Here is a 22,381-nt window from a genome sequence, read left to right on the forward strand (position 1 = left end):
GCCGGGAAAAGAGTGCGGGGTTGATCCCCCGAAAAACAGTGACGGGCAGTTTAAACACAGTTATCCTCTTGCCATCAAGAGAGTATTGATGCTAAACTTTCATCTATCATGAAAATGATAGTTTAAATAAATCAAAGGAGGCAGGTCAATGCGAAAAATCTTTTTTATGCTGCTGGGCATGGTTCTTTTTTATGCCGCGGCAATCGCCGCACCGGTTGAATTCGAGGAAGACATCATTCCCACATCTGCCGGGGATCTGAAAATAACCTTTATCGGCCACGGCTCCCTGATGCTGACCATCGCGGACACAAACATTCACATTGACCCCTGGAGCAAAACAGCCGACTATACCCTGCTCCCCAAAGGGGATATCATTCTCATCACCCATGAACATCGCGACCATCTCGACCCCCTGGCCCTGGAGGCCATTCGCAAGGAAGATTCGACCATCATCCTGACGGAGAAATGCCGCCGACAGCTCGGCTCCGGCAAAATCCTGAAAAATGGGGAAAAAGAAACCGTCCGGAAAATCCTGATCGAAGCGGTGCCGGCCTATAATCTTCTCCACAAACGAGACACCGGCGAGCTTTTTCACCCCAAGGGCGAGGGGAACGGTTACATCCTCACCATCGGCGACAAACGCCTTTATATTGCGGGCGATACGGAAAACATTCCGGAGATGAAGAAACTCTCCGCCATTGACTGCGCATTTCTGCCAATGAATCTGCCCTACACCATGACTCCGGCGATGGTGGCCGATGCGGCCAAGGCATTCAAACCCATGATTCTTTACCCCTATCATTATGGAGACACGGACCCGGCACAACTTGTCGATCTGTTGCAGAAGCACAAGGAAATCGAGGTCCGCATCCGCCGGATGCAATAGCAGACACGAAAAGAAGTGATAGCAACAAATGATCAATACCAACATCCAAGGAGAACGCTCATGTCCGACCAGAAACGCCCAAAGCACCACACCAACCTGTCCAAACATTTCCCTGAAATATTTTCCGCCCTCGACAACCTGGGAACAACGGTACGGGGCGCAGGCCCTCTTGATCGAAAAACATCGGAATTGATCCAGCTTGGCGCGGCCGCGGCGGTGCAGTCCGAGGGTTCGGTGCACTCCCACACCCGGCGGGCGCTTGAGGCGGGCGCCGACAGGAAGGAAATTCAGCACACCCTGCTTCTGCTTATTTCCACCATCGGCTTTCCCCGTGTTGCCGCGGCAATGTCTTGGGCCGAGGATGTTCTGGAGAAACCATAAAAAGCCGTGCACCCATTTTTTGCAACATGCCCTTCTGATCTGATTTTTCCATAGCCCCATGCAGGCAATGGTGTTGAAAAAAATCGGACTCCTCCGGGAGAACGAAGAACGACTTGCCCTGGAAAACCTTGCTGTTCCGCAGCCGGCTGAAAACGAACTTCTCATCCGGGTTTCCGCCTGCGGCGTCTGCCACACAGAGCTGGATGAAATCGAGGGGCGAACACCGCCGCCCCGATTGCCGGTTGTCCTTGGCCATCAGGTCATCGGCAGGATTCACACTGTCGGCGCAAAGGTGACGTTCTTTCAACCGGGCGACCGGGTAGGGGTGGGCTGGATCTTTTCCGCCTGCGGCAGTTGCCGATTCTGCCGGACGGGCAATGAAAATCTCTGCCCGGATTTCAAGGCGACCGGCAGGGATTTTCACGGCGGTTATGCCGAATACATGACCGCGCCGGAAAGCTCCTGCTTCGCCATTCCGGACATCTTCAGCGACATCGAGGCCGCGCCCCTGCTTTGTGCCGGGGCGATAGGCTTCCGCTCCCTGCGTCTTACCGGCTTGACAAACGGCATGACACTGGGCCTCTGCGGATTCGGGGCCTCGGCTCATCTCGTCCTTCATCTGGCACGCCACCTCTTTCCCGCTTCACGGATCTTTGTTTTTGCCCGAAGCGTGAATGAACAAAAATTCGCCTTGGCTCTCGGGGCAACATGGGCCGGAGACATCGGCGACAAACCCCCACTGGAAATCGACCGCATCATAGACACCACTCCGGCCTGGAAACCGGTGATTACCTCGCTTGCCGCTCTCTCCCCAGGCGGCCGCCTGGTGATAAACGCCATCCGCAAGGAAGAAGCCGACAAAAACGTCCTGCTTCAACTTGACTATCCCGCCCATCTTTGGCAGGAAAAGGAAATCAAGAGCGTGGCCAATGTCAGCCGAACGGATATCCGGCAGTTTCTGGAGCTGGCCGCAGCCATTCCCATCAGGCCGGAGGTGCGGAAATTTGCCTTGCGGGATGCAAACATTGCCCTGGCCGAACTGAAGGCGCGAAATATTAGAGGAGCAAAGGTTCTTTTCATGCACCCCGGCTGATCCGGATGCTTCACGCCATGCCGCTTGCCGCCTGCAACAAAACAAAAAATGTCACGCATCTTGTCTTCTTTGCCTGAATTGACTATTATTCCCCACTCGCGAATGCCGGCTTCCAGAAAATCAACACGGCCTCTTTTATTTCTATCAAATTGAGATCACCATGACTTTTTCATGTAAAAACTACGATTACAACACCGACAAATGCCTCAAACTGCACGCGGAGTGCGTGCCCGGACGACGTGGCTGCGTACTTGAAGGCAGGGTGGCCGTCAGCGAAGAGCTGCGGAAACGGCTCGATGAGCTGGACAAAAAAGCAGCGGAAAAAAAACGAGAAAGAAGCCAAACCCGGTGATGTCCCGGCATGAAGTTATTGCACGCGCGGATCAGGCCCTGTATGCGGCGAAAAACTCGGGTCGCAACCTGGTCAGAACATGGACGGTAAAACACCATGAAATAAAAGACGGCATCGACGAACACAATCCGCATGCCATCAAAAAACAATTCTCCGACATCTCCCACCAGGTCAAATCGAACTATTCGGCGTGAACATCATAAAAGACATCAGTCTGTTTATTCCCCAGCACACCGCGCAGAGCAAAACCGCGGGCCGCGGGACCAGGCGCAAAATTATCCGTTCCCCTCTGCCTCTCAACTTTCTTCCCTGTTTTTTTCCGCACTGACGCCCACCTTGCCGTAATTGCTTGCGCCGCACTCATTTTTCCCGAGATCCATGATATCTGCTTCATCTGCTTCCACCTTCAGCCAACCGCCGTTTACCCGCCGGATCTGGGAATAAACCCCGGGCTGAGGCCTGAGATTGGCTTCGATAAATTCCGCGAATTTGAGTTCATTGGGCAGATGAAAGGCTCTATTTTTCTTGCGGATCCGACCGAGACTCTCCATGAAGATCCCGTCCTGGTTGGCTTCGTCCCAAGAGGTATAATGGCCCGGCAGCACGCGAATATCGTCGTTTAAGCCGCGCATTTTCAGCGTCAGGGTCAGATAGAGATGACGGGACCATTCCGCGCTTTTGCCGCCCAGATCCGGACGCCCGGCGGTGTTAATAAAAATCGTATCGCCGCTTAACAAATATTTATTGTCGATCAGATAGGAGGTGCTGCCCAGAGTATGCCCTGGGGTGTGAATGGCTTTGACTTCCACATCTCCCCGGCTGAAGGTAAAAATCCGGCCATCTTCAAGAGCGGTATATTCAAAATCAGCACCGAGAAAGTCCTCTTTCTTTACCATGATCGAAGCCCCGGTTTTTGTCGCCATGTCGATGGAGCCGGAAATATAATCGGCCTGCCGGTGGGTTTCAAAACTCTTTACAATTGCAGCGCCGCGCCTTGCGGCAAAATCGATGTAAAAATCAATATTCCTGGAAGGGTCGAAAACCATGGCCTCCTTGCCGCACAGCAGCAGATAGCTGCACGCCGCCTTGCCGGGCCGCACCACCTGGTACAATTCGTAGGCGGATTTTTCGTCACTCACCCGCCGGGCGCCAAGCACATTCCCCCAGGCGACAATGCCGCCGGCCATGTACCCGACATCGGCAATCCCATGCGAGATGAGCTGTTCGGCAACATATTTGGCCGAGCCCTCCTTGGAACAGACGATCCTGATTTTCTCGCCGGCAGGGATCATGGCGACGCTCTCCGCCGGATCCTCCATGAAATTGAAATAGGGGATATTGATATAGGGAAACAGAGACGGCCCTTCCACATACCAGTTGGAAAACTCTTTTTCATTGCGGACATCAAGCAAGACAAAATCCGGCTTCCCGGAAATCCAGGAAAAAAGCTCGTCTGCTGTATAACGAAAAGGTTCTGCCGCGACCATAAATCCTCCTGAAAAATCTATTTTTTTTATTTCGAAAGAGCATGACAGCCGTAAAGAGCCTGAAAACACGCGCCGTGGTCAGCACAAAAGACGGGTGGGGGATGTCAGCGCCGTAGCGAAAATCGATCCAGCGCATAGAGCCCATCCGGAGTGAACGGCATGCTTTTCACCATCTCATTCACTTGTCCAAGAGGCATGAATTCTCCCCACTCCACTTCTTCCTGTTGCAGTGCCACCGGCCCGTCATAGCGACAGACAAAAGCCCGCCCCCAAACCCTGTTGCCTTCATCCTGCCAAAAGAAATCAAAGAGGGCATCAAGAGGCTGACCGACGATGCCAAGCTCCTCTTCAAGTTCCCGCCGGGCCGATTCTTCATAAGTTTCACCTGCCCCGACCACGCCTCCCGTTGCAACGTCGAAATATCCGGGATAAACATCCTTGTTTTGCGTCCGTTTCTGGACAAACAATTCGCCGCTGCGGTTCAAGACAAAAATAAAGGTGGCCCGATGGATCAGGTTGTTACTGCGCATCTCCCGCCTGGTTGCGCTGCCGATTTCCCGATTGGCCTCGTCAACCACGGCAATCAATTCATCGGCAGGATCATTCATTTTCATATTCGTCATATTTCAGTGATTTTCCATACGCCTTGTCGGCGGGATATTTTATCCGGTTCTTTGCCAGTTTTCTCCAGGCGGCCTCCAGAGGATCAACCCCGAGCTTTTCCGCAAGATTGACCAGATAAATAAGCACGTCGCCTATTTCCTCTTCCACGGCCTGACGTTTTTCCAAGGGAAGATTTCTGCTTTCCTCCTGGCTCAACCACTGAAAATGCTCAACCAGTTCCGCGCATTCCACCATCAGCGCCATGGACAGGTTTTTCGGGCTGTGAAACTGCTCCCAGCTTCTTTCGTCCCGGAACAGCTTGACCGCTTCCATCATTTTTTTCATCAAAGTCCCTGAACCGTTCCCTTGCTTTTTGCCGGAATTTTCTGTAATCCTGTCCCGGCATGGATAATCAGAATTTCAATCCCTTTACCGACCGCCAAGCGCGGATTATTCGCAACAGTCTTGCCTCGGCACTTTCCCGCGTCCTTGAAAATCCGGACACGCCGTCCCTTGCCGAAATTGAAACCACAGCCGCAAAGCTGCTGCAGACAGAGTTATCTCCCCCCGCGAAGGCCTATATCGAAGACAGAATGAAGCGTTACGCGCGATGTGTCGCCGCCATTGACGGAAAAAAGATACAGGATCCGCTTACCCGGGCCTTTGTCCTTTGGGACGAAGGGCTTTTCTTTGAGGTACACGATGTTTTGGAAAAACTGTGGCTGACGGCCCAGGGCAGGGAAAAATCAGCACTGCAGGGGTTTATCCGGGCAGCCGGCGTTTACATCCTGATGGAAAGCGGTAATAAAAAAGGCATGGCCAAAATGGCGACAAAGGCCGTCCAGTCCCTGGAGGCTGATGCTGACACCCTCCCCTCGCCTGCTTCAACCCGGCTGTTGCTGGAAAAGCTCCGATCTCTTGATCCTGTGCCGCCGAAATTACTGCGGCAAGCAACAAATCACCGGGGCTAACAGAACCTGCACCAATCCGGCAAACTCTCAGGTCACCCTTGCCGCTTCATAGACATGCACATTCCGTTGCGGGAAAGGGATGGAAACACCTTCCGCATCAAATCTTTTTTTCATCCTTTCATTGGTGTCAAAGAATACCGGCCAGTAATCAGATGACTTCACCCAGACGCGAACCGCAAAATTGACACTGCTGTCCGCAAGTGCGGCAACGCCGATGAAAATTTCCTGATCCTGCATAATGCGCTCGTCTTCGACAAGAACCTGCTCGATAACCTCTTTCACCTTGTCAATATCGTCACCATAGCCGACGCAAAAAACGAAATCAACCCGGCGGGTGGGTTTGGAGGTGATATTGACGATATTATCCCCGATGATCTTGGAATTGGGGACGATGATGGCTTTATTGTCCGGAGTGGCGAGCATGGTGGTAAAAATCTGAATTTCTTCCACTGTCCCGGCGGTTCCGGCAGCCTCGATGAAATCTCCTTTCTTAAAGGGATGGAAAAGAATAAGCAGAACTCCGGCGGCAAAATTGGAAAGCGATCCCTGCAGGGCAAGGCCGACGGCGAGGCCTGCGGCACCAAGCACGGCGATAAAGGAGGTGGTCTGAATGCCGAGCTGGTTCAGAGCCGCCAGGATGACAAAGGTCAGCATGCCGATATAGGCAAGGTTGCCGACAAAATGGATCAAGGTCGGATCCACCTTGCCTTTGGTCATCAGTTTTTCGGCAAATCCCTGCAGAAACTTGGCGGTCAACCGACCAATGATATAAATAATTAAGGCGGCAAGGATATTTAACCCATAAAAGGTAATGACTTCCTGTACCTGTACCAAAATATCTTCCATACGAAGCGATCCTCTTTGTTGTCATTCCAAACCGGCGTGCCGCCGATTTCCCTGCCGTCAAAGCGCCATGCCTCCGGCAACCTTGCCTAAAAAACCGGCTCGCATCAGCAATCCGTACCAGCTAATCGGTTATCAATGATTTAGAAAATGAAATAAAAAAAGTAATGCCCTCTCGCTTGCGCTCGGGCTCAAACCATACCTTCCCGCCGTGCTGGGCGGCGATTTCCTTGACAATGGCCAGGCCAAGCCCTGTCCCTTCAATCCCACAGGACGTTTTCTTGCGCTTGAACATGCCGAAAATCCCTTTTGAATCCTCCTGATCAAGTCCGACTCCATTATCCCGGACAAAAAGGATATGAAATTCCGGGGAATCCCGGTAGCCCAACTCAATTTCACCAAGATTTTCCCCACCGTATTTTATCGAATTATCGACAAAATTACGCAGGACTCGTAAAAGGGAAAGACGGTCGGCGATTATTTCGGGCAGAATCTCCGGCACGATCCATTTCACCACCCGACGATCCGCTTGCAGTGTGAATTCCTCACGAATTATGGCAAAAACCTCCTGCAAGGAAACCTTCTGCAGAAGGAGCGGTGCTTCCCGGGCCGCAATAAAAAGATTTATCTTATCCACAAGCACGGCTATCTGCTCGGCTGACCGAAGAATCTGCTCACAAAAGGAAGCACCCTTCTGATCAAGCACGTCGCCATACTTCTGACGCATTTTTTTCGCAAGCCCATGGATGGAAATGGCAGGATTTTTCAAATCATGAACCACGGAGTAAGCAAACTCCTTGATTTTCCTCGAACTTTCCTTCAGCTCATCTTCCACCTTCTTCCGATCGGAAATATCATAATGGGTGCCGACAAAACGTACCGGCTGCCCCTCCTCGTCCCACTCAACCACCTTTCCCCGGGCCAGCACCCATTGCCATCCCCCGCCCTTGTTGCGCAAACGAAATTCCGCAACATATCGCGAGGTTTCACCTTTGAAATGATTCCTGATCGCATCCAAGGTCTGCGACTTATCATCAGGATGCAGCAAATCTTCCCATTTAATGTTCTTTTCTTTTACTTCCCGGACAGTATACCCCAGCATCCTTGCCCAGTTTTCGCCGTAATAGACTTCACCTGTCGGTATGTTGCGGTCCCAGACCCCATCGGAAGTCGCGTCAAGCAGCAGTCGGAAAAATTTCTCCCTTTCCCGGGAAACATTTTCAATGTTTTTACGCAGGATTATTTCCCTGTTAAGCTGGATGGTTACATCATTGAGTTCTTCCGTCAGCCGCTGGATGCGCCGCGCGGTTTCCATCTGCAGAGTGGTGTTCGTTCTTGCCGCAAGCGATTGATCGCCCGCTTCGTCCGGGGAATTGGTCACATCTGCTCACACGAAATTGAGGAATCGAATGAAGAAGTAATTTGCTTTTTTAACATTACGTCGACAAATGCGCATGAGTCAAATGAAATGACGACAAAAATACGATATCTCATTCCCATCCCGCGCAGCCGCCACAAAAAAACCCGCGCTAACGCGGGTTTTTTTCCACAAGGAAACTTGCGCCTCAATGAACGTCAATATGGGCGATTTTCTTTTTTGCTTCCTCGGACTTCGGAAGAGTGACCGTCAACACACCGTCTTTGAAGGAGGCTTCGATATTCTCACTCTTTACCTCGACCGGCAAGCGCATGGCCCGATAGAAAGAGCCATACCGCCGCTCCATACGATGAACATGCTTTTCGCTTTCCTTGTGCTCTTCGTGCTTCTCACCCTTGATGACCAGGACATCGCCTTCGAGGGAAATATCTATGTCTTTTTTGTCCAAGCCGGGAAGGTCGGCAACAACCTCAAGGGCATCCTTTGTTTCACAAACATCAAGACGAGGAGACCAGTTTGTATCAAAATCCGTCATCATTTCATGAAACAATGTGCCTTTCCACATTTTCTTGAACACGTCCTCCATTTCCTCGAAAACATCCGGGACATTCCCATGCCGACGTCGAAATGGAATCAGATCAAACATGAATCAACACCTCCTTTGCCAATGAACTTTTCATTTAACCGCCTTTTTGCCTCCTCCTAAGTAAATGATAATTCCTGCAAAACGGTTGTCAAGGATGGAATTTTAAGAGAAAATCACTCCAGAATCCTTGGTGGGCGGGCAAATGGACATGCTGCTGCAGACGCGCGTAGAATTCGTGTCCCGTTATCTCCCTGGCTCCCAGGCTGATGAGATGACCTGTCTTCATCTGGCAGTCGATCAGGTCAAACTGCCATCCCTGCAACAGCTTGACCAGATACGCCAAGGCGACTTTCGAACTGTTCGACTCCCGGGAAAACATGGATTCGCCGAAAAAAATCCTGCCGAGCGACACGCCGTACAGTCCGCCGACAAGCTCTTTGTCCCGCCAGCACTCCACGGAATGGGCATAGCCTTTCTCATGGAGCAGGACATACGCCTCCTTCATTTCAGGAACAAGCCACGTGCCCTGCTCCTTTCCGGGCCGGGGAGAAGAACAGGCGTCGATCACCTGTTCAAACGCGGCATCGAAACTCACCGAAAATATGCCCTGCCTGATGACCCGGGCCAGTCGTCTGGACAGATGAAACGACCCCGGCTCAAGAATGAGCCGGGGATCCGGCGCCCACCAGAGAATAGGATCTTCCTCACCGTACCAGGGAAAAATCCCCTGGGAATAGGCAAGCAACAGCCTCTCCACCGAAAGGTCGCCGCCGATGGCCAGCAGACCGTCTTCCCTGGCCAGATAGGGGGGCGGAAAGATGAGGTCATCAGTGAGTCCGAAAATCATCGACAGAGACTGCGCAGATAATCCAGCCACCCGTCAAGCCCCTCGCCGGTAGCGGCGGACAGCTCCATGACGGCCAGACGGGGATTGAGCTGCAGCGCCTCCTTTGCGGCGGCTGCCGGAGAAAAATCAAAATAAGGAAGTAAATCGGTTTTACTGATGATAAAGAGCTGCGAACTGACAAAGGCCTTCGGGTACTTTGCCGGTTTGTCGGGTCCCTCGGGCACGGAAACCAGCACAACCCGCTGATGCTCGCCCAAATCAAAGGTGGCCGGGCAAACAAGATTGCCGACATTTTCAATAAAGAGCAGGTCAAGCTTTTTGTCGACCAGTTGGTCTTCCAGGGCATGCAGCCCCCTGTGGGTCAACGCGGCATCAAGATGGCACGCCCCGCCGGTGGTCAGCTGCACCACCGGCACCCCCTTGGCCCGGATGCGATCGGCGTCCCGTTCCGTTTCAATGTCCCCTTCGATGACGCCGATGCGCAGCTCGCCTTTTAATCTTTCGATGGTTTTTTCCAGCAGGGTGGTCTTGCCTGATCCAGGACTGCTGATCATGTTGATCGCCACCGCGCCCAGCGCCTCGATATGCGTTCTGTTTTTTGCCGCCAGGGCGTCGTTGGCCGCAAGCAGGCTCTGGTTGACCTCCACCACCTTTGGGCCGGGGGCCGCACAACCGCAATCATCACACATAAAATTCCACCTGAAAATTCAAACTCGTAAAATGTCTCTTTTCACCACAAAGCACACGGAGAACACGCAGATTTTTTTCCAGCACCCTCTGCGTCCACTATGGTGAATATTTATCAATCCACATTCCCAAATCCCAAATCCGCAATCAAAAACTCCTCACTCCATCTCCACCTGCAACAGCACGATGCCGTCGCCCCCTGCCGGCACCAGTAACGTCGTGCCGCAACGGGGGCAGCTGTCCGGCATGGTCGTTGTTGCCGGACAAGAACTGCCGCAATGGCAGCATTGATACTGCAGGGGCGGCACGACAATCTCAAGTATTGCCCGTTGCGTCAACTCATCCTCCACGGCCAACACCTCAAATCCGAAACAAAAGGAATCGACCACGATGCCTGACAACGGTCCAATCTCCACCTTTACCCGGCTGACGGACGTCGCGCCATGTTTTCCGGCAAGGTCAGCTAGCTGCCGCAGCAGCCCCTGCACCAGTGACAGTTCGTGCATGAATTCCTTCCCTCGCCAGGGTGGCGACAATCATCTCCGCCACCTCAACCACTTTACCGGCCATTGTCTCCGACAGTATCATGGAAATTTCCACCTTCGCTGGCACCACGCCGATGAAGGTCACCTCCTCCGGCGCCAGCTCTCGCAGTCGGCTGATTTCCAAAACCTCGAGCAATCCGAGCTGATGCGGGGACATGCGCAACTGGAGGCCCGCCCCTTTCAGGTCATTGCCATTGAAAAGATGAATTGAGCCGGGCACCCCGTCCACCGCCACCACGTCAACCACGAGGAGAAGGTCAACCTCCTCCAGAAAAGGGGCCATGTAGATGCCGGCAGTGCCGCCGTCAAGCAGCCGAACCTGCTCCGGGAATGCGTAGTGTTCTTCAAGATAGCGGATGACATGGACGCCGAATCCTTCATCCCCGAGAAGCAGGTTGCCGATGCCGAGAATGCCGACCTTTTTTTTCCGTGCAGTCATCTTTTTCCTCCTGCCTTCCAGCTTCTGTCTCCCGGCATTCAGCAGATCCTCGGCAGCGGTTCGCCGGTCAGGGAACGGACGATGCGTGCGCCGCCGGCAGCCGTGTGCAGCACGACCTGGCCGGGAGGACTTTCCGTCACCCGGCCGATGATGCGGGCATCGCGACCCTCCGGCATGCCGTGCATGGCGGCAAGAGCCGCCGCGCCATGCGTTCCGTCAACCACGGCCAGACATTTGCCCTCATTGGCCAGATACAGCGGATCCATGCCGAGGATTTCGCAGGCCGCCGCCACCTGGGGCGTGACCGGGATGCAATCTTCATCAAGCTCAATCGCCACCCCGGCAGCAGCGGCAATCTCATTAAGCGATGTCGCCACCCCGCCCCTGGTCGGATCACGCAGGGTATGCACCGCGCCGCCGGGAACAGTCGCAAGCAGTTTCTGCACGAGGCGATGCAGGGCCCTGGTGTCGCTGCGCAGATTCCCGAACAAAGAGATACCGGCCCGCTGCCCCAGAATGGTAATGCCGTGGTCCCCCATGCTGCCGGAGAGGATGACCGCGTCGCCGGGGCGTGCCATGCGGGCGGAAATATCAAGCCCCTCATCCACCAGGCCGATGCCGGAGGTGTTGATGAAGACCTTGTCCCCCTTGCCCTTCTGCACCACCTTGGTGTCGCCGGTGACCACCGGCACCCCGGACTCCCGGCAGGCGTTGTCGATCGAGGCGACAATCCGCTGCAAATCGTCGAGCGGCAGCCCTTCCTCGAGAATCATAGCCAGACTGAGACACAAGGGCCGGGCGCCGCGCATGGCCAGATCATTGATGGTGCCGTGCACGGCAAGCAGACCGATATCGCCGCCCGGGAAAAAAAGCGGGTCCACCACATAGCTGTCGGTGGAAAAGGCAAGCCTGCCGCGATCCGTTTCAATGATGGCGCTGTCTTCCAGCTGCCCCAGTACCGGGTTGCCGAGACGGGAAAGGAATATATCGCGGATCAGCTCCCCACTCGCCAGGCCGCCGCTGCCGTGATCAAGAAGAATCGTGTCGTTTTTCATCGGCCCTCGCCAAAACGGTAATAGGCGGCGCAGGTTCCTTCACTTGACACCATGCAGGGTCCCACTGGATCCATGGGAGTGCAACGTGACTTGAAAAGAGGACAGGCCTGCGGTTTTTTTCTGCCCCGCAGTATCTCTCCACAGAGACAGCCTTTTGGTTCAATTGACTCCGGCAGGCGGACTGCAAATTTCCTTTCCGCGTCAAAGCAGGCAAACTCCTCCCTGATCGCCATGCCGCTGGCCTTGATCATTCCGAGTCCGCGCCACGGGGTGTCAACCGGCGCAAACACCTCGTTCATCACCTGCCGCGCCCGGCTGTTTCCCTGCCAAGCGACCGCCCGCGCATAGCCGTTTTCCACCTCGGCCCGCCCGTCCCTTTTCTGCCGGGCCAGCAGCAGCACCGCCTGGAGGATGTCAACCGGCTCAAAGCCGGCGATAACGCAGGAAATGCCGTAATCACGAACCAGGGGCTCATAGGCCTCGGCGCCGATGATGGTGGAGACATGGCCGGGACAAAGCAAGCCGTCCAGGGCAAGCTCCCGGTCGGCGAGCAGGGCGTGGAGCGCCGGCGGCATGATTTTGCCCGCTGAAAAAACGGAAAAATGAGCGAGCTTGCGCCTCCCGGCCTCAAGAATGGTGGCCGCCACCAGCGGCATGGTTGTTTCAAAACCGACCGCCAGAAAAACGACCTCCTCCCCCTCGTGCTTTTCCGCCAGGGTCAGGGCGTCCATGGGCGAATAGACGATCTCGACTTTCGCGCCCGCCGCCTGGGCACGGGCCAGGGAGCTTTGTGAACCGGGGACCCGGAAGAGATCGCCGAAAATCGCCACCCGCACCCCATCCCGCTGTGCCACATCAAGGAAGCCGTCGATATGGGAAGAGGCGGTGACGCAGACCGGGCAGCCCGGCCCGGAAATAAGCTCGATCTCAGGGGGCAGGATGGCGCGCAGGCCGTGGCGGAAGATGGCCATGGTATGGGTGCCGCACACCTCCATCAGGCGCAGCGGCCGGGTCAGCGTCTGTTTCAGCTCGGCCAGCAACGGGGCAATGAGGGTTTTATCCCGGAATTCGCTCACGTAGTCCATGGCCTTTACTCCCCTGGTCCTGAACGGGGCGCGAGCCCATCGGCCATTTCCCGCAGCAGGCGCAGATTGGTCAGCGCCTCGTCGGCGTCCAGGGTATGGATGGCAAAGCCGGCATGGATGATGAGATAGTCGCCGACCTGCGGCCAGCGATCAACCAGATCAAGCCGCACCTCCTTTTCAATGCCGCCGGCCTCGACAATGCCGATGCGGGAAGAGGTGAAATCGTCCCGGCTGCCTTTGACGGCGATGACCCGCATGGGAACGGCTAAGCACATATGGCAATCCTGTTCATTGATTATGGTTTGCGCCGGATAATAAGTGTCAGTGGCCAGGTTATGGCGTGCCGCGCCGCCGGATCCCCCCACGCCCGGCCGATTTCTTCGAACATCGCGGCAAGCTCATCCGGATTTCCTTCTTTGCGGAAGTATCGGAAAAATAGTCTTTGAACATAATGCAGAACTTACCGTTTTTCCAGACATTTAACTTCTCAGCAACAGTTTTATCGTTCCTATCGCCGGCTGCACAGAGGACACGCCGTTTTGTCTTTCCCCGCCGCATCTTCCGGGATGAACTCTTGCTTTTTCCGACCTTCCCCGCGAGCCAGCAGGCCGCCGATCACCGCCTGGCCCAGGGCAATGCCGCCGTCGTTGACCGGCACATTCTCGCCGAAGTATACCACAAAACCCGCGGCTTCAAGGCTTGAAACAAGCCCTTCCAGCAGCAGGCCATTCTGCAGGCAGCCGCCGCCCAGCGCCACTTTTCTCCGTCCCACCCGCTTGGCCAGCCGTTCGATGGCGGCGGTTACCGCCTCAATCAGCCAGCCATGAAAGGCAAGACCGATTTCGGTCCGGTCGACTCCCCGTCCCAGGGCATCGACAATCGCCCGGATCATCGGCGAAGACCTGATCACCATCACCTCCGGCTTTTCTTCCAGCATGACGGAAAAACGCAGATCTTCCCTGCCGCCGAGGTGCGGCAATGAGCCGTTGCCGGTGCTCTCAGACAGTGCTTCCAGTTCCATGGCGGCCTGGCCTTCATAGTCGGACACCTGCCGGACATCAAGCAGGGAGGCCACTGCGTCAAAAAGCCTGCCGCAGCTCGAGGTGGCGGGGCTATTGATCTTGGCGGCCATCATTTGCCGGATAATCTCGCGCTTTTGGACATCGATCCCGGCAAGCGTTGTTCCGGCCGTTGCCTGGGCAAAACCATCCGGACCGTACGCCTGCCACAGGGCAGCCAGGCCCATGCGCCAGGGCTCATGCGCCGCCGCGTCGCCGCCGGGCATGAGCAGCTGTTCAAGCCGGGCCAGTCGGTGACAGGAGGAAAGTCCGGCCAGCAGAATCTCGCCGCCCCAGACCGTGCCGTCAGGGCCAAAACCGCTGCCGTCAAGGATCACGGCCAGCACTTCTTCATCAAGCCCATGCTCCGCCATCACCGCCGCCGCATGGGCATGATGATGCTGCACCCGATAAAGGGGCAGGGTCAAGCCTTCGGCATAGCGGGTGCTCAGGTAGTCTGGATGCAGATCACAGACAACGGCTCGTGGCAGTATATCAAGCAGATTTTTCATATTGGCAATACTTTCCTTAAAAAAATGCAGCAGTTGCGGCCGGACCAGATCGCCGATATGCTGGCTTAAAACCGCCCGGTCGTCCCGGGCCAGACAAAAGGTATTTTTCAGTTCCGCCCCGCAGGCAAGAACAGGCTCAATTTTTTGCCGCAGGCTGACGGCTTGCGGCACATACCCCCGGGAACGGCGCATGACCACGGTCCTGCCGGCCACAACCCGCACCACCGGATCATCAACCCGGTTAACGATATCACGATTATGCAGGAGAAAAAAGTCGGCAATGCCGGCAAGCCTCTCCATGGCCTCAGGACTTGCGATGCAGATCGGCTCGCCCGTGCGATTGCCGCTGGTCATCACCAGGGCAGCCGGACACTCTTTATCCCGGAAAAGGAGCTGGTGCAAAGGGGTATAAGGCAGCATCACCCCGAGGCGGTTGATGCCGGGGGCAAGGGACGGGGCAAGCTTCGTTGCCTCCTTTGCGCGCAGAAGCACAATCGGACTGCGCCAGGAGGTCAGCGCCGCCTCCTCCTCGGCTGAAAGAGAACACAACGCCCGGGCTACCGCGATATCCCGTACCATGACGGCCAGCGGTTTCCTCTTCCGCCCTTTCCTTTCCCGCAACCTGCAAACCGCCGCTTCGCCGGCCGCGTCAACCGCCAGATGAAAGCCGCCCACCCCCCGGATGGCGACAATTTTTCCTTCTCCCAAGGCGCGGGCCGCCGCCGCCGGCGGCTCGTCACAGGCAATCAAGCGTCCCGCGCCGTCATGCCAGGAAAGAACCGGACCACACCGCCAACAGGCATTGGGCTGGGCATGAAAGCGCCGGTTGGCGGGGTCCTCGTATTCCGCGGCGCAACTCGAGCACATGGTAAAGACCTTCATCGATGTTTTCGGCCGGTCATAGGGCACCGCTTCAACGATGGAAAACCTGGGCCCACAGTTGGTGCAGTTGATGAAGGGGTAGCGGTAACGACGGTCATTGTCGTTAAAAAGCTCACGCAGGCAGTCCCGGCAGAGGGCCGCGTCCGGCGGAATGATGGTGTCGGCCCGGCCCTTGCCGGTACTGGCCAGAATGCGGAAACCATCCTGCTTTCCGGCGCAGTCGATTTCGCGGACACTGATCGATTCGATCCGGGCCAGCGGCGGCAGTTCCCGGCGCAACGCCCGCACAAAGGCATCGACACGGGAAAGGGGCGGCGCCAGTTTGATCACCACCCCTGCGGCATCATTGGCAACGGTGCCGGAAAATCCGTATTGCACGGCCAAACGATGGACAAAGGGCCGAAAGCCGACCCCCTGCACCACCCCGCGCACCGTCAGTTCGACCCAGGCGTCGCCGTCATTTTTCCCATATGACAAAGGCACTTCAGGCCTTGGCGGAACTGTCATTCTTCGGCTTGTATTTGATTCCGTTGAAAATGGAGGAAATGAGCCCCTCCGGTGATTTCAGATCATTCCACACCAGCATGTAAAGATGGGTCAGACTGAAAATGAGAAAATACCACATGATCAGGTGATGCACAAACCGCCCCTGCTGCTGGGTGCCGAAAATCGCCCCGCCCCACCCCTGCCAGGCGCCGCTTTCCGGATACAGCATGAAAAATCCGCTGACCAGCTGCAGCAGGGCAAGAAGCCAGGTGACCAAATAGACCATCCCGGCCAGGGCATTATGACCCAGCCGCTCTTCATGATGATCCCTAATATACGCATAAAAGGCGACGGTGGAAAAGAAATTTCTGATATTGGCCGGCGTCACCGGCAAGGGCCCCACCAGCCGCTCCTGGGTGTTGCCGAAAAGATAAAGAAAAACACGCACCAGCACCGATGCGGTAAAGACAAAGCCGGCAATGAAATGAAAAAAACGCATTTCCGCCATGGGGAAGCCCCCGCCGCCCTCCGTCATGGTATTGGTCCAGGGATCATGAATATACAGGCCGGTGACGACAAGAAAGATGATTGACAGGGCAAAACCCCAGTGGCAGAGACGAAACAGGACACTCCACACATACTTTTTTTCGTAACTCATGGCAGCCACCCCCTAAACGACTTTCACGTTGACCAGCTCCCTGCCTCCGGGATCCAGCATGTGAACGGCACAGGCAATGCACGGATCAAAGGAATGGATGGTGCGCAGCACCTCCAGCGGTTTCTCCGGGTCCGCCACGGGATTGCCCACCAGCGACGCCTCATAGGGGCCGGGCTGACCGGCTTTGTCCCGCGGTCCGGCGTTCCAGGTGGAAGGCACCACGCATTGATAATTCTTGATCTTGCCGTCATTGATGACGATCCAGTGGGACAGGCAACCCCGGGGCGCTTCATGGAAGCCGAAACCCCGTTGTTCTCCCTTGGGAAAGACCGGCGGATTGAAGATGGCCAGATCGCCGCGTCCGACATTGTCCACCAGCAGTTGCCAGTGCTTCAACGCCAGATCGGCAAGCATGGAGGCGCGCACCGCCCTGGCCAGATGGCGCCCCAGGGTGGAATGCAGCACCTCGGCGCCCACCGTGACTCCGGCCACGGCGCTGACCCGGCTCAGGGCGTCATTGACATTGGTGACCGTCTGCCGGTGGCCCAGGGCATAGCCCACCAGCAATTGCGCCAGCGGCCCCACCTGCATCGGCTTATCAAGAAAACGTGGGGCTTTCAGCCAGGTATACTTGCCGTCATCCTGAAAATCGGTGTATTTGGGCACCGTCTCCCCTTCATAGGGATGGCGCGACCAGTCGCCGTCATACCACGAATGGGTGATGCCCTCGACAATATTGTCCCTGAAATAGGGGTCGCTGAAACTGCTGATCGGTTTCACCGAGGCCGGATCGCCGTTCATGATGGTGCCGCCGGGCAGATCAAACTGTGTGCCCTTGGTGTCCAGCACCATGTCCGGCACGGCCAGATAATTGGTGACGCCTGCGCCGAACGGCAGCCAGTCCTTATAGAGTGCGCCCACCGCGATGACGTCAGGCAGGTAGACCTGCTGAATAAAGCCGCGCACCTCCTCCACCAGCTGCTTCACCCAGTAAAGGCGCTCCATATTGAGGGCCGCCTCGTTGTCGAGATTGATGGCGGTGGTCACCCCGCCCACCGACAGATTCTGCACATGCGGATTTTTGCCGGAAATGATGCCCAGCGCCTGGGTGGCCTTGCGCTGATAATCAAGGGCCTCCAGGTAATGAGAAACCGCCATGAGATTGGCCTCGGGCGGCAGGACCATGGCGGGGTGGCCCCAGTAGGCATTGGCAAAGGGACCGAGCTGGCCGCTGTCCACCAGCGCCTTCACCTTTTCCTGTACCGCCTTGAAACGCTTGACACTGTTGCCGGGCCATTCGGAAAGACTCTGGGCCAGCGCCGCCGTCTTAGCCGGATCGGCCTGGAGGGCGGAAACCACATCCACCCAGTCGAGCGCGGACAGCACATAAAAATGAACGATATGATCATGCAGGGCATGGATCGCCATGATTATATTGCGGACATAATGGGCGTTGATGGGTATTTCCAGTCCAAGGGCGTTTTCCACCGCCCGCACCGAGGCCAGGGCGTGCACCGTGGTGCAGACGCCGCAGATCCGCTGGGTGAAAAGCCAGGCATCCCGGGGATCCCGACCCTGGAGGATGACCTCGATGCCGCGCCACATCTGACCCGAGGACCAGGCCTTGCTGATCCTGCCCCCCTCCACTTCCGCATCTATCCGTAAATGTCCTTCGATCCGGGTGATGGGATCGATGGTAATTCGCTGCGCCATGTCCGTTCTCCTCCCCTGTCCGGGTTATTCTTCTTTCTTGCCTTTGACAAGGCGTTTCCCGATGCCCACCGCCGCGTGGATACCGATGGCCGCACCGGTAACGGCGAGAATTTTCTTGCCGGCACTTCCCGCACCAGTGACAATACCGTCGCCGCCGGGAATGGCAACACCGGGCAGCCTCTCGTAAAAGGGCGTCATGGTGTCCCAAAAATCCGGCTCCGTGCAGCCGACGCAGCCGTGGCCCACCCCCACCGGCCAGACCCCGACATCGTTGAAGCGGGCCACCGGGCAGTTGGCATAGGTCTGTGGCCCCTTGCAGCCCACCTTGTACAGGCAATAGCCCTGCAGATGACCGGCATCGCCGAACTGTTCGGCAAAACGGCCCTCGTCAAAATGGGCCCGTCGTTCGCACTGATCATGAATCTTGCGGCCGTAAGCGAAAAGAGGTCGGCCCAGGCCATCGACAGGGGGCAGACGCTTGAAGGTCAGGTAATGGAGAATGGTTCCCAGCAGACAAACCGGGTTGGGCGGACAGCCGGAAATATTGATGACCGGCGTGCCGTGAACAAGCGATTGCACGCCCACCGCGCCGGTGGGGTTCGGCTCGGCCGCCTGGATGCCGCCGTAAGCGGCGCAGCTGCCCACCGCGATGATCGCCGCGGCCTTGGGCGCCACCTCGGCCAGGATATCCATGGCCGTGCGCCCGGCGATCTTGCAGTAGATGCCGTTGTCCTTGGTGGGGATGCCGCCTTCGACCACGCAGATAAACTTGCCGCTGTGTTTTTCGATGGTTTGTTTCAGCAGCTCTTCTGCCTGGTGCCCTGCCGCGGCCATCACCGTTTCATGGTAATCAAGGGAGATGAGATCAAGCAACAGGCGGCCGATATCAGGATGGGACGCCCGCAGCAGAGATTCCGTGCAGCCGGTGCACTCCTGAAAATGGAGCCAGATCACCGGCGGCCGTTGGGGATTGGCCGCCGCCTCCACCAACCGGGGGACCATGACCTCCGATAATCCAAGGGCAGCAGCGGCGATGGTGCAGCCCTTCAGAAAAAGACGGCGGCTGCACTGGAGCGGCGGGATGTGTTCATCTTCTTTTTTCGACATGAAGACCTCCTTTTCTTGTCACAAGCACTGACCATATTGTTTCAGGAAAATCAGGACGGCATCATTTCTACGACATGCCGATACAGCGGTGCTCCATTTCTTCCTCATTTATTACAATACGAAATCCCAAAAGAAGTCAAACATTTTTTAGGTAGTTCTACGCATAAACAGTAGGAATGAATGGCAGCCGCAAGAATTGAAAAAAAATAAATTATGGTTCGAGAAAAGTGCCTAATGTACTTGAAGTGGCGGTACTTTCTGATCAGATAACACCTTAAACTTTAGGCACTTTAGGCACTTGAAGTATTTGAAGTACTTGAAGTATTTCAGTCACTAAAACCGGCAACAGGCCGGAATCCGAAGTGGTGATACAACTTACTGAAATTACGTTACAACATCAGGAGTTCTGCAGTTACGGTTTACAGGAGATCGTTCCGGCGGAAAGAATTTTTTGAACCGCATCGATCACCGCTTCAGCGGGCAGCTTCTCCATGCAGCTGTGATGACGGCACTCTTTTTTCAGACAGGGGGAACAAGGGAGATCTAGGCGAACCACCTGATGACGCTCGCCAAAAGGACCGGTGCGCCAGGGCGCGGTGGAACCGAACACGGCCACCACCGGGGTATTGACCGCGGCGGCGATATGCATGGGGCCGGTATCGGTGGAGATGACCAGCGGCGCCTTTTTGTAAAGGGCGGCCAGGGTTTTCAGGGAGGTTTCCCCGGCCAGGTTGATCGCCGGACACCGCATCCGGGTGATGATGTCATCAATCACCATTTTGTCCCCCCTGCCGCCGGTATAGACAACATGCAGACCGCGGTCCGCCAGCCAGTCGCCGACCTGGGCGAATTTGCCGTTGTCCCACAGTTTGGTCGGCCAGGTGGCCTGGGGGTTGATCGGCACCACCCGGGACGGATCATCGATCCCCCCGGCGCGAAGCAACGCGGCGATTTCCTGAAAATGTCCGTCCTGCAAGGGCAGGTCAAACACCACCTCATCGCATGTGACGCCGATGGCCTCAAGCAGCAGCAACTCGCGCCGGACGGCATGGATGTTCATGTCCACCGGCGGGACTTTTTCGTTTAAAAAGAGATAACTGCATTCGGCATGATCCATGCCCCGGCCAAAACCGATCTTGCGCCTGCCCCGGCTCAAACCGACAAAAATGCCGCTTTTCAGCAAGCCTTGAAAATCAATAACCAGATCATAACGCCTGCTCCGCAGTTCACGAATAAAACCGGTCAGTTCCCGCCAGGCGGAAAGACGGCCGGGGCCATGGAGCAGCGTATCCATCCATTTCCGACGTTTGGAAATCAGCAGACGATCCAGAGCCGGATGGCCGACGATCAGCCCGCTTGCCGCCTCCTCGATCAACCAGTCGATGCGCGCCGCGGGATAATGGCGACGCAGGGCGTGAAGGGCCGGGAGTGTGTGGGTGACATCGCCGATGGCGCTTGTCTTGACGATAAGAATATGCACGGGCAACAGTTTTCTGGTGAGTGACAAAAAAGATGGTTAAGAGTGACCCCTGAGCACAACAACGGCAAGCGGTGCAAGAGGCGGAATTTTTTCAGCCGGCACGGCTGGCGCCTTTATAACAGATCACCGGGCGGGAAACAACCGCAAACAGGAGCGACGGCCGGGAAGCGGACAGCGGCGCGGCACCGACCGGACAATGTATTCACTCCCTACATTTGTAAATATCCGGGGTTGACAGCAACAACTCGGCACGATAGATTCAAAAGAGATGCCGCTTCCCCTGATCGACTCACCACAGGTGACATGAATTTATACGGAGTTCACCATGAACATGCAAAAATGTCCGTACTGCAAGGAAAATATCTACAGCAACGCCATTGTCTGCCGCTACTGCAAGCGGGAACTGCCGGAATACGGGCATCAATATTCAAAATCAACAAGTTGGATTCCCACCCTGATCGCTTCCGCCCTGATCGTCACCGGCACAGCCTTTCTCGTCTCGGAATTCCTCAAGGAACGCAAGAGCTGGCTGGAAGAACAAGAAAAAACAGACGAATAAAGCGGCGGTCGAACGCGGCCATATCACGCCGATATCATTTTCTCCCCACCAGCAGGCAAAATCCGGCACTTTCATCACCTCCGGGCCGGGAATGTTCCATCTCTTTTAATTCCTCCGGCTTCTGAAAAAGGGAAGAACGCTCCTCCGCCACGCAAAAACCGGCCTCCCGCAGCCGGGAGGCAATCAAATCCACCCGGTGAAACGACGCATTCCGGTAAAAAGGATGACCCTTTTCCTTCTTGGCCTGCAGGGCCCGACCCCATGCCCCGCCTGCGGGCACCATGCCGAGCACCAGATGGCCGCCTGGTTGCAGCACCCGCCGGCATTCAGCCATGACCTTTTGCGGGTCTGCCAGAAAGCAGAGGGTAAAAAGCAGATACACCGTCGCCACCCGGCAATCACCCAAGGGCAGCTCTTCGCCGATGGCTTGCGCCACGCAAATCCCCCGCCGGTTTGACAAGACAAGCGGTGCAAGGGCCGGATCAATGCCGAAGTCGACATCAAGGGCACGGGCAAAACGTCCCGGCCCCACTCCCACCTCGAATTTCGGCGCTGCAAGAGGAGTTTCCAACTCCCGCAAGGCGGCCAATTCAATGTTGAAAAGCAAACTGTCCTCAAACCAGGAATCATATTCAGCCGCCATCTCGTGAAAAACAGCCGAATTTTCCCGCCATTTGCGGCCCGTCAT

The 22,381-nt window shown here is 56.0% G+C and carries 26 protein-coding genes; 7 read left to right on the forward strand and 19 right to left on the reverse strand.

Features of this window, described 5'->3' with window-relative positions:
• Positions 1-148: 148 nt before the first annotated feature.
• The 5 genes from BM485_08665 (at position 149) to BM485_08685 (ending at position 2,906) form a co-directional block, all read left to right on the forward strand.
• Positions 149-886 (forward strand): metal-dependent hydrolase, encoded by a 738-nt coding sequence (locus BM485_08665; GenBank protein OKY75332.1) that lies wholly within the window; start codon positions 149-151, stop codon positions 884-886.
• A 60-nt stretch (positions 887-946) separates the two neighbouring features.
• Entirely contained in the window at positions 947-1,267 is a 321-nt protein-coding gene (locus BM485_08670; GenBank protein OKY75333.1) for an alkylhydroperoxidase, read from the forward strand.
• Between the two features lie 58 nt (positions 1,268-1,325).
• Positions 1,326-2,360 carry an alcohol dehydrogenase gene (locus BM485_08675; protein ID OKY75334.1) on the forward strand — a complete coding sequence of 345 codons (1,035 nt, stop codon included), beginning with the start codon at positions 1,326-1,328 and terminating at the stop codon, positions 2,358-2,360.
• Between the two features lie 160 nt (positions 2,361-2,520).
• Positions 2,521-2,712: a hypothetical protein gene (locus tag BM485_08680; protein ID OKY75335.1), complete on the forward strand. Its 192-nt coding sequence runs from the start codon at positions 2,521-2,523 to the stop codon at positions 2,710-2,712.
• Complete coding sequence (locus tag BM485_08685; protein ID OKY75336.1) at positions 2,712-2,906, forward strand: hypothetical protein; 195 nt, start codon at positions 2,712-2,714, stop codon at positions 2,904-2,906. Before BM485_08680 ends, BM485_08685 begins: the two co-directional genes overlap by 1 nt.
• Before the next feature lie 102 nt (positions 2,907-3,008).
• Here BM485_08685 and BM485_08690 read toward each other — a convergent pair whose 3' ends face one another.
• From BM485_08690 to BM485_08700, 3 genes are all read right to left on the reverse strand, one after another.
• A complete protein-coding gene (locus BM485_08690; GenBank protein ID OKY75337.1) occupies positions 3,009-4,199 on the reverse strand; it encodes a hypothetical protein in 1,191 nt (396 codons plus the stop codon).
• A 104-nt stretch (positions 4,200-4,303) separates the two neighbouring features.
• Complete coding sequence (locus BM485_08695; GenBank protein ID OKY75409.1) at positions 4,304-4,807, reverse strand: NUDIX hydrolase; 504 nt, start codon at positions 4,805-4,807, stop codon at positions 4,304-4,306.
• The gene (locus tag BM485_08700) at positions 4,800-5,147 is read right to left on the reverse strand and encodes a nucleotide pyrophosphohydrolase (GenBank protein OKY75338.1); all 348 of its coding nucleotides are present in this window, start codon (positions 5,145-5,147) and stop codon (positions 4,800-4,802) included. The genes BM485_08695 and BM485_08700 overlap by 8 nt, the downstream gene beginning before the upstream one ends.
• A 59-nt stretch (positions 5,148-5,206) precedes the next feature.
• Between BM485_08700 and BM485_08705 the strand changes: the two genes are divergently transcribed.
• Complete coding sequence (locus tag BM485_08705; protein ID OKY75339.1) at positions 5,207-5,773, forward strand: hypothetical protein; 567 nt, start codon at positions 5,207-5,209, stop codon at positions 5,771-5,773.
• A gap of 27 nt (positions 5,774-5,800) precedes the next feature.
• Here the strand turns inward: BM485_08705 and BM485_08710 are convergent, their stop codons facing one another.
• The 15 genes from BM485_08710 to BM485_08780 form a co-directional block, all read right to left on the reverse strand.
• Positions 5,801-6,619 carry a mechanosensitive ion channel protein gene (locus BM485_08710; GenBank protein ID OKY75340.1) on the reverse strand — a complete coding sequence of 273 codons (819 nt, stop codon included), beginning with the start codon at positions 6,617-6,619 and terminating at the stop codon, positions 5,801-5,803.
• A gap of 121 nt (positions 6,620-6,740) precedes the next feature.
• The gene (locus BM485_08715; GenBank protein OKY75341.1) at positions 6,741-7,997 is read right to left on the reverse strand and encodes a hypothetical protein; all 1,257 of its coding nucleotides are present in this window, start codon (positions 7,995-7,997) and stop codon (positions 6,741-6,743) included.
• 184 nt (positions 7,998-8,181) lie between these two features.
• Entirely contained in the window at positions 8,182-8,640 is a 459-nt protein-coding gene (locus BM485_08720) for a hypothetical protein (GenBank protein OKY75342.1), read from the reverse strand.
• 88 nt (positions 8,641-8,728) lie between these two features.
• Positions 8,729-9,427, reverse strand: a complete 699-nt coding sequence (locus BM485_08725) for a leucyl/phenylalanyl-tRNA--protein transferase (GenBank protein OKY75343.1) — start codon at positions 9,425-9,427, stop codon at positions 8,729-8,731.
• Positions 9,424-10,116: a hydrogenase accessory protein HypB gene (locus tag BM485_08730; protein ID OKY75344.1), complete on the reverse strand. Its 693-nt coding sequence runs from the start codon at positions 10,114-10,116 to the stop codon at positions 9,424-9,426. The genes BM485_08725 and BM485_08730 overlap by 4 nt, the downstream gene beginning before the upstream one ends.
• A gap of 156 nt (positions 10,117-10,272) precedes the next feature.
• Positions 10,273-10,620 carry a hydrogenase accessory protein HypA gene (locus tag BM485_08735; protein OKY75345.1) on the reverse strand — a complete coding sequence of 116 codons (348 nt, stop codon included), beginning with the start codon at positions 10,618-10,620 and terminating at the stop codon, positions 10,273-10,275.
• A complete protein-coding gene (locus BM485_08740) occupies positions 10,574-11,098 on the reverse strand; it encodes a hydrogenase maturation endopeptidase (protein ID OKY75346.1) in 525 nt (174 codons plus the stop codon). Before BM485_08740 ends, BM485_08735 begins: the two co-directional genes overlap by 47 nt.
• Positions 11,099-11,136: 38 nt before the next feature.
• Positions 11,137-12,153, reverse strand: a complete 1,017-nt coding sequence (locus tag BM485_08745; GenBank protein ID OKY75347.1) for a hydrogenase expression/formation protein HypE — start codon at positions 12,151-12,153, stop codon at positions 11,137-11,139.
• Entirely contained in the window at positions 12,150-13,238 is a 1,089-nt protein-coding gene (locus BM485_08750; protein ID OKY75348.1) for a hydrogenase formation protein HypD, read from the reverse strand. Before BM485_08750 ends, BM485_08745 begins: the two co-directional genes overlap by 4 nt.
• A gap of 5 nt (positions 13,239-13,243) precedes the next feature.
• The gene (locus BM485_08755) at positions 13,244-13,513 is read right to left on the reverse strand and encodes a hydrogenase assembly protein HupF (protein OKY75410.1); all 270 of its coding nucleotides are present in this window, start codon (positions 13,511-13,513) and stop codon (positions 13,244-13,246) included.
• A 233-nt stretch (positions 13,514-13,746) separates the two neighbouring features.
• Positions 13,747-16,167 (reverse strand): carbamoyltransferase HypF, encoded by a 2,421-nt coding sequence (locus BM485_08760; protein ID OKY75349.1) that lies wholly within the window; start codon positions 16,165-16,167, stop codon positions 13,747-13,749.
• A 7-nt stretch (positions 16,168-16,174) separates the two neighbouring features.
• Positions 16,175-16,834, reverse strand: a complete 660-nt coding sequence (locus BM485_08765) for a Ni/Fe-hydrogenase, b-type cytochrome subunit (protein OKY75350.1) — start codon at positions 16,832-16,834, stop codon at positions 16,175-16,177.
• 12 nt (positions 16,835-16,846) lie between these two features.
• Complete coding sequence (locus BM485_08770) at positions 16,847-18,547, reverse strand: hydrogenase 2 large subunit (GenBank protein OKY75351.1); 1,701 nt, start codon at positions 18,545-18,547, stop codon at positions 16,847-16,849.
• Between the two features lie 24 nt (positions 18,548-18,571).
• On the reverse strand, positions 18,572-19,654 hold the full coding sequence (locus BM485_08775) for a Ni/Fe hydrogenase (protein ID OKY75352.1): 1,083 nt from the start codon (positions 19,652-19,654) through the stop codon (positions 18,572-18,574).
• Positions 19,655-20,066: 412 nt separating this feature from the next.
• A complete protein-coding gene (locus BM485_08780; GenBank protein ID OKY75411.1) occupies positions 20,067-21,134 on the reverse strand; it encodes a lipopolysaccharide heptosyltransferase I in 1,068 nt (355 codons plus the stop codon).
• 325 nt (positions 21,135-21,459) lie between these two features.
• Here BM485_08780 and BM485_08785 point away from each other — a divergent pair, with 325 nt between their 5' ends.
• On the forward strand, positions 21,460-21,693 hold the full coding sequence (locus tag BM485_08785; protein OKY75353.1) for a hypothetical protein: 234 nt from the start codon (positions 21,460-21,462) through the stop codon (positions 21,691-21,693).
• Between the two features lie 34 nt (positions 21,694-21,727).
• Here the strand turns inward: BM485_08785 and BM485_08790 are convergent, their stop codons facing one another.
• Positions 21,728-22,381 (reverse strand): hypothetical protein, encoded by a 654-nt coding sequence (locus BM485_08790; GenBank protein ID OKY75354.1) that lies wholly within the window; start codon positions 22,379-22,381, stop codon positions 21,728-21,730.

It is taken from the genome of Desulfobulbaceae bacterium DB1 (assembly GCA_001914235.1).
In the GTDB taxonomy this organism is placed as follows: Bacteria; Desulfobacterota; Desulfobulbia; order Desulfobulbales; family SURF-16; genus DB1.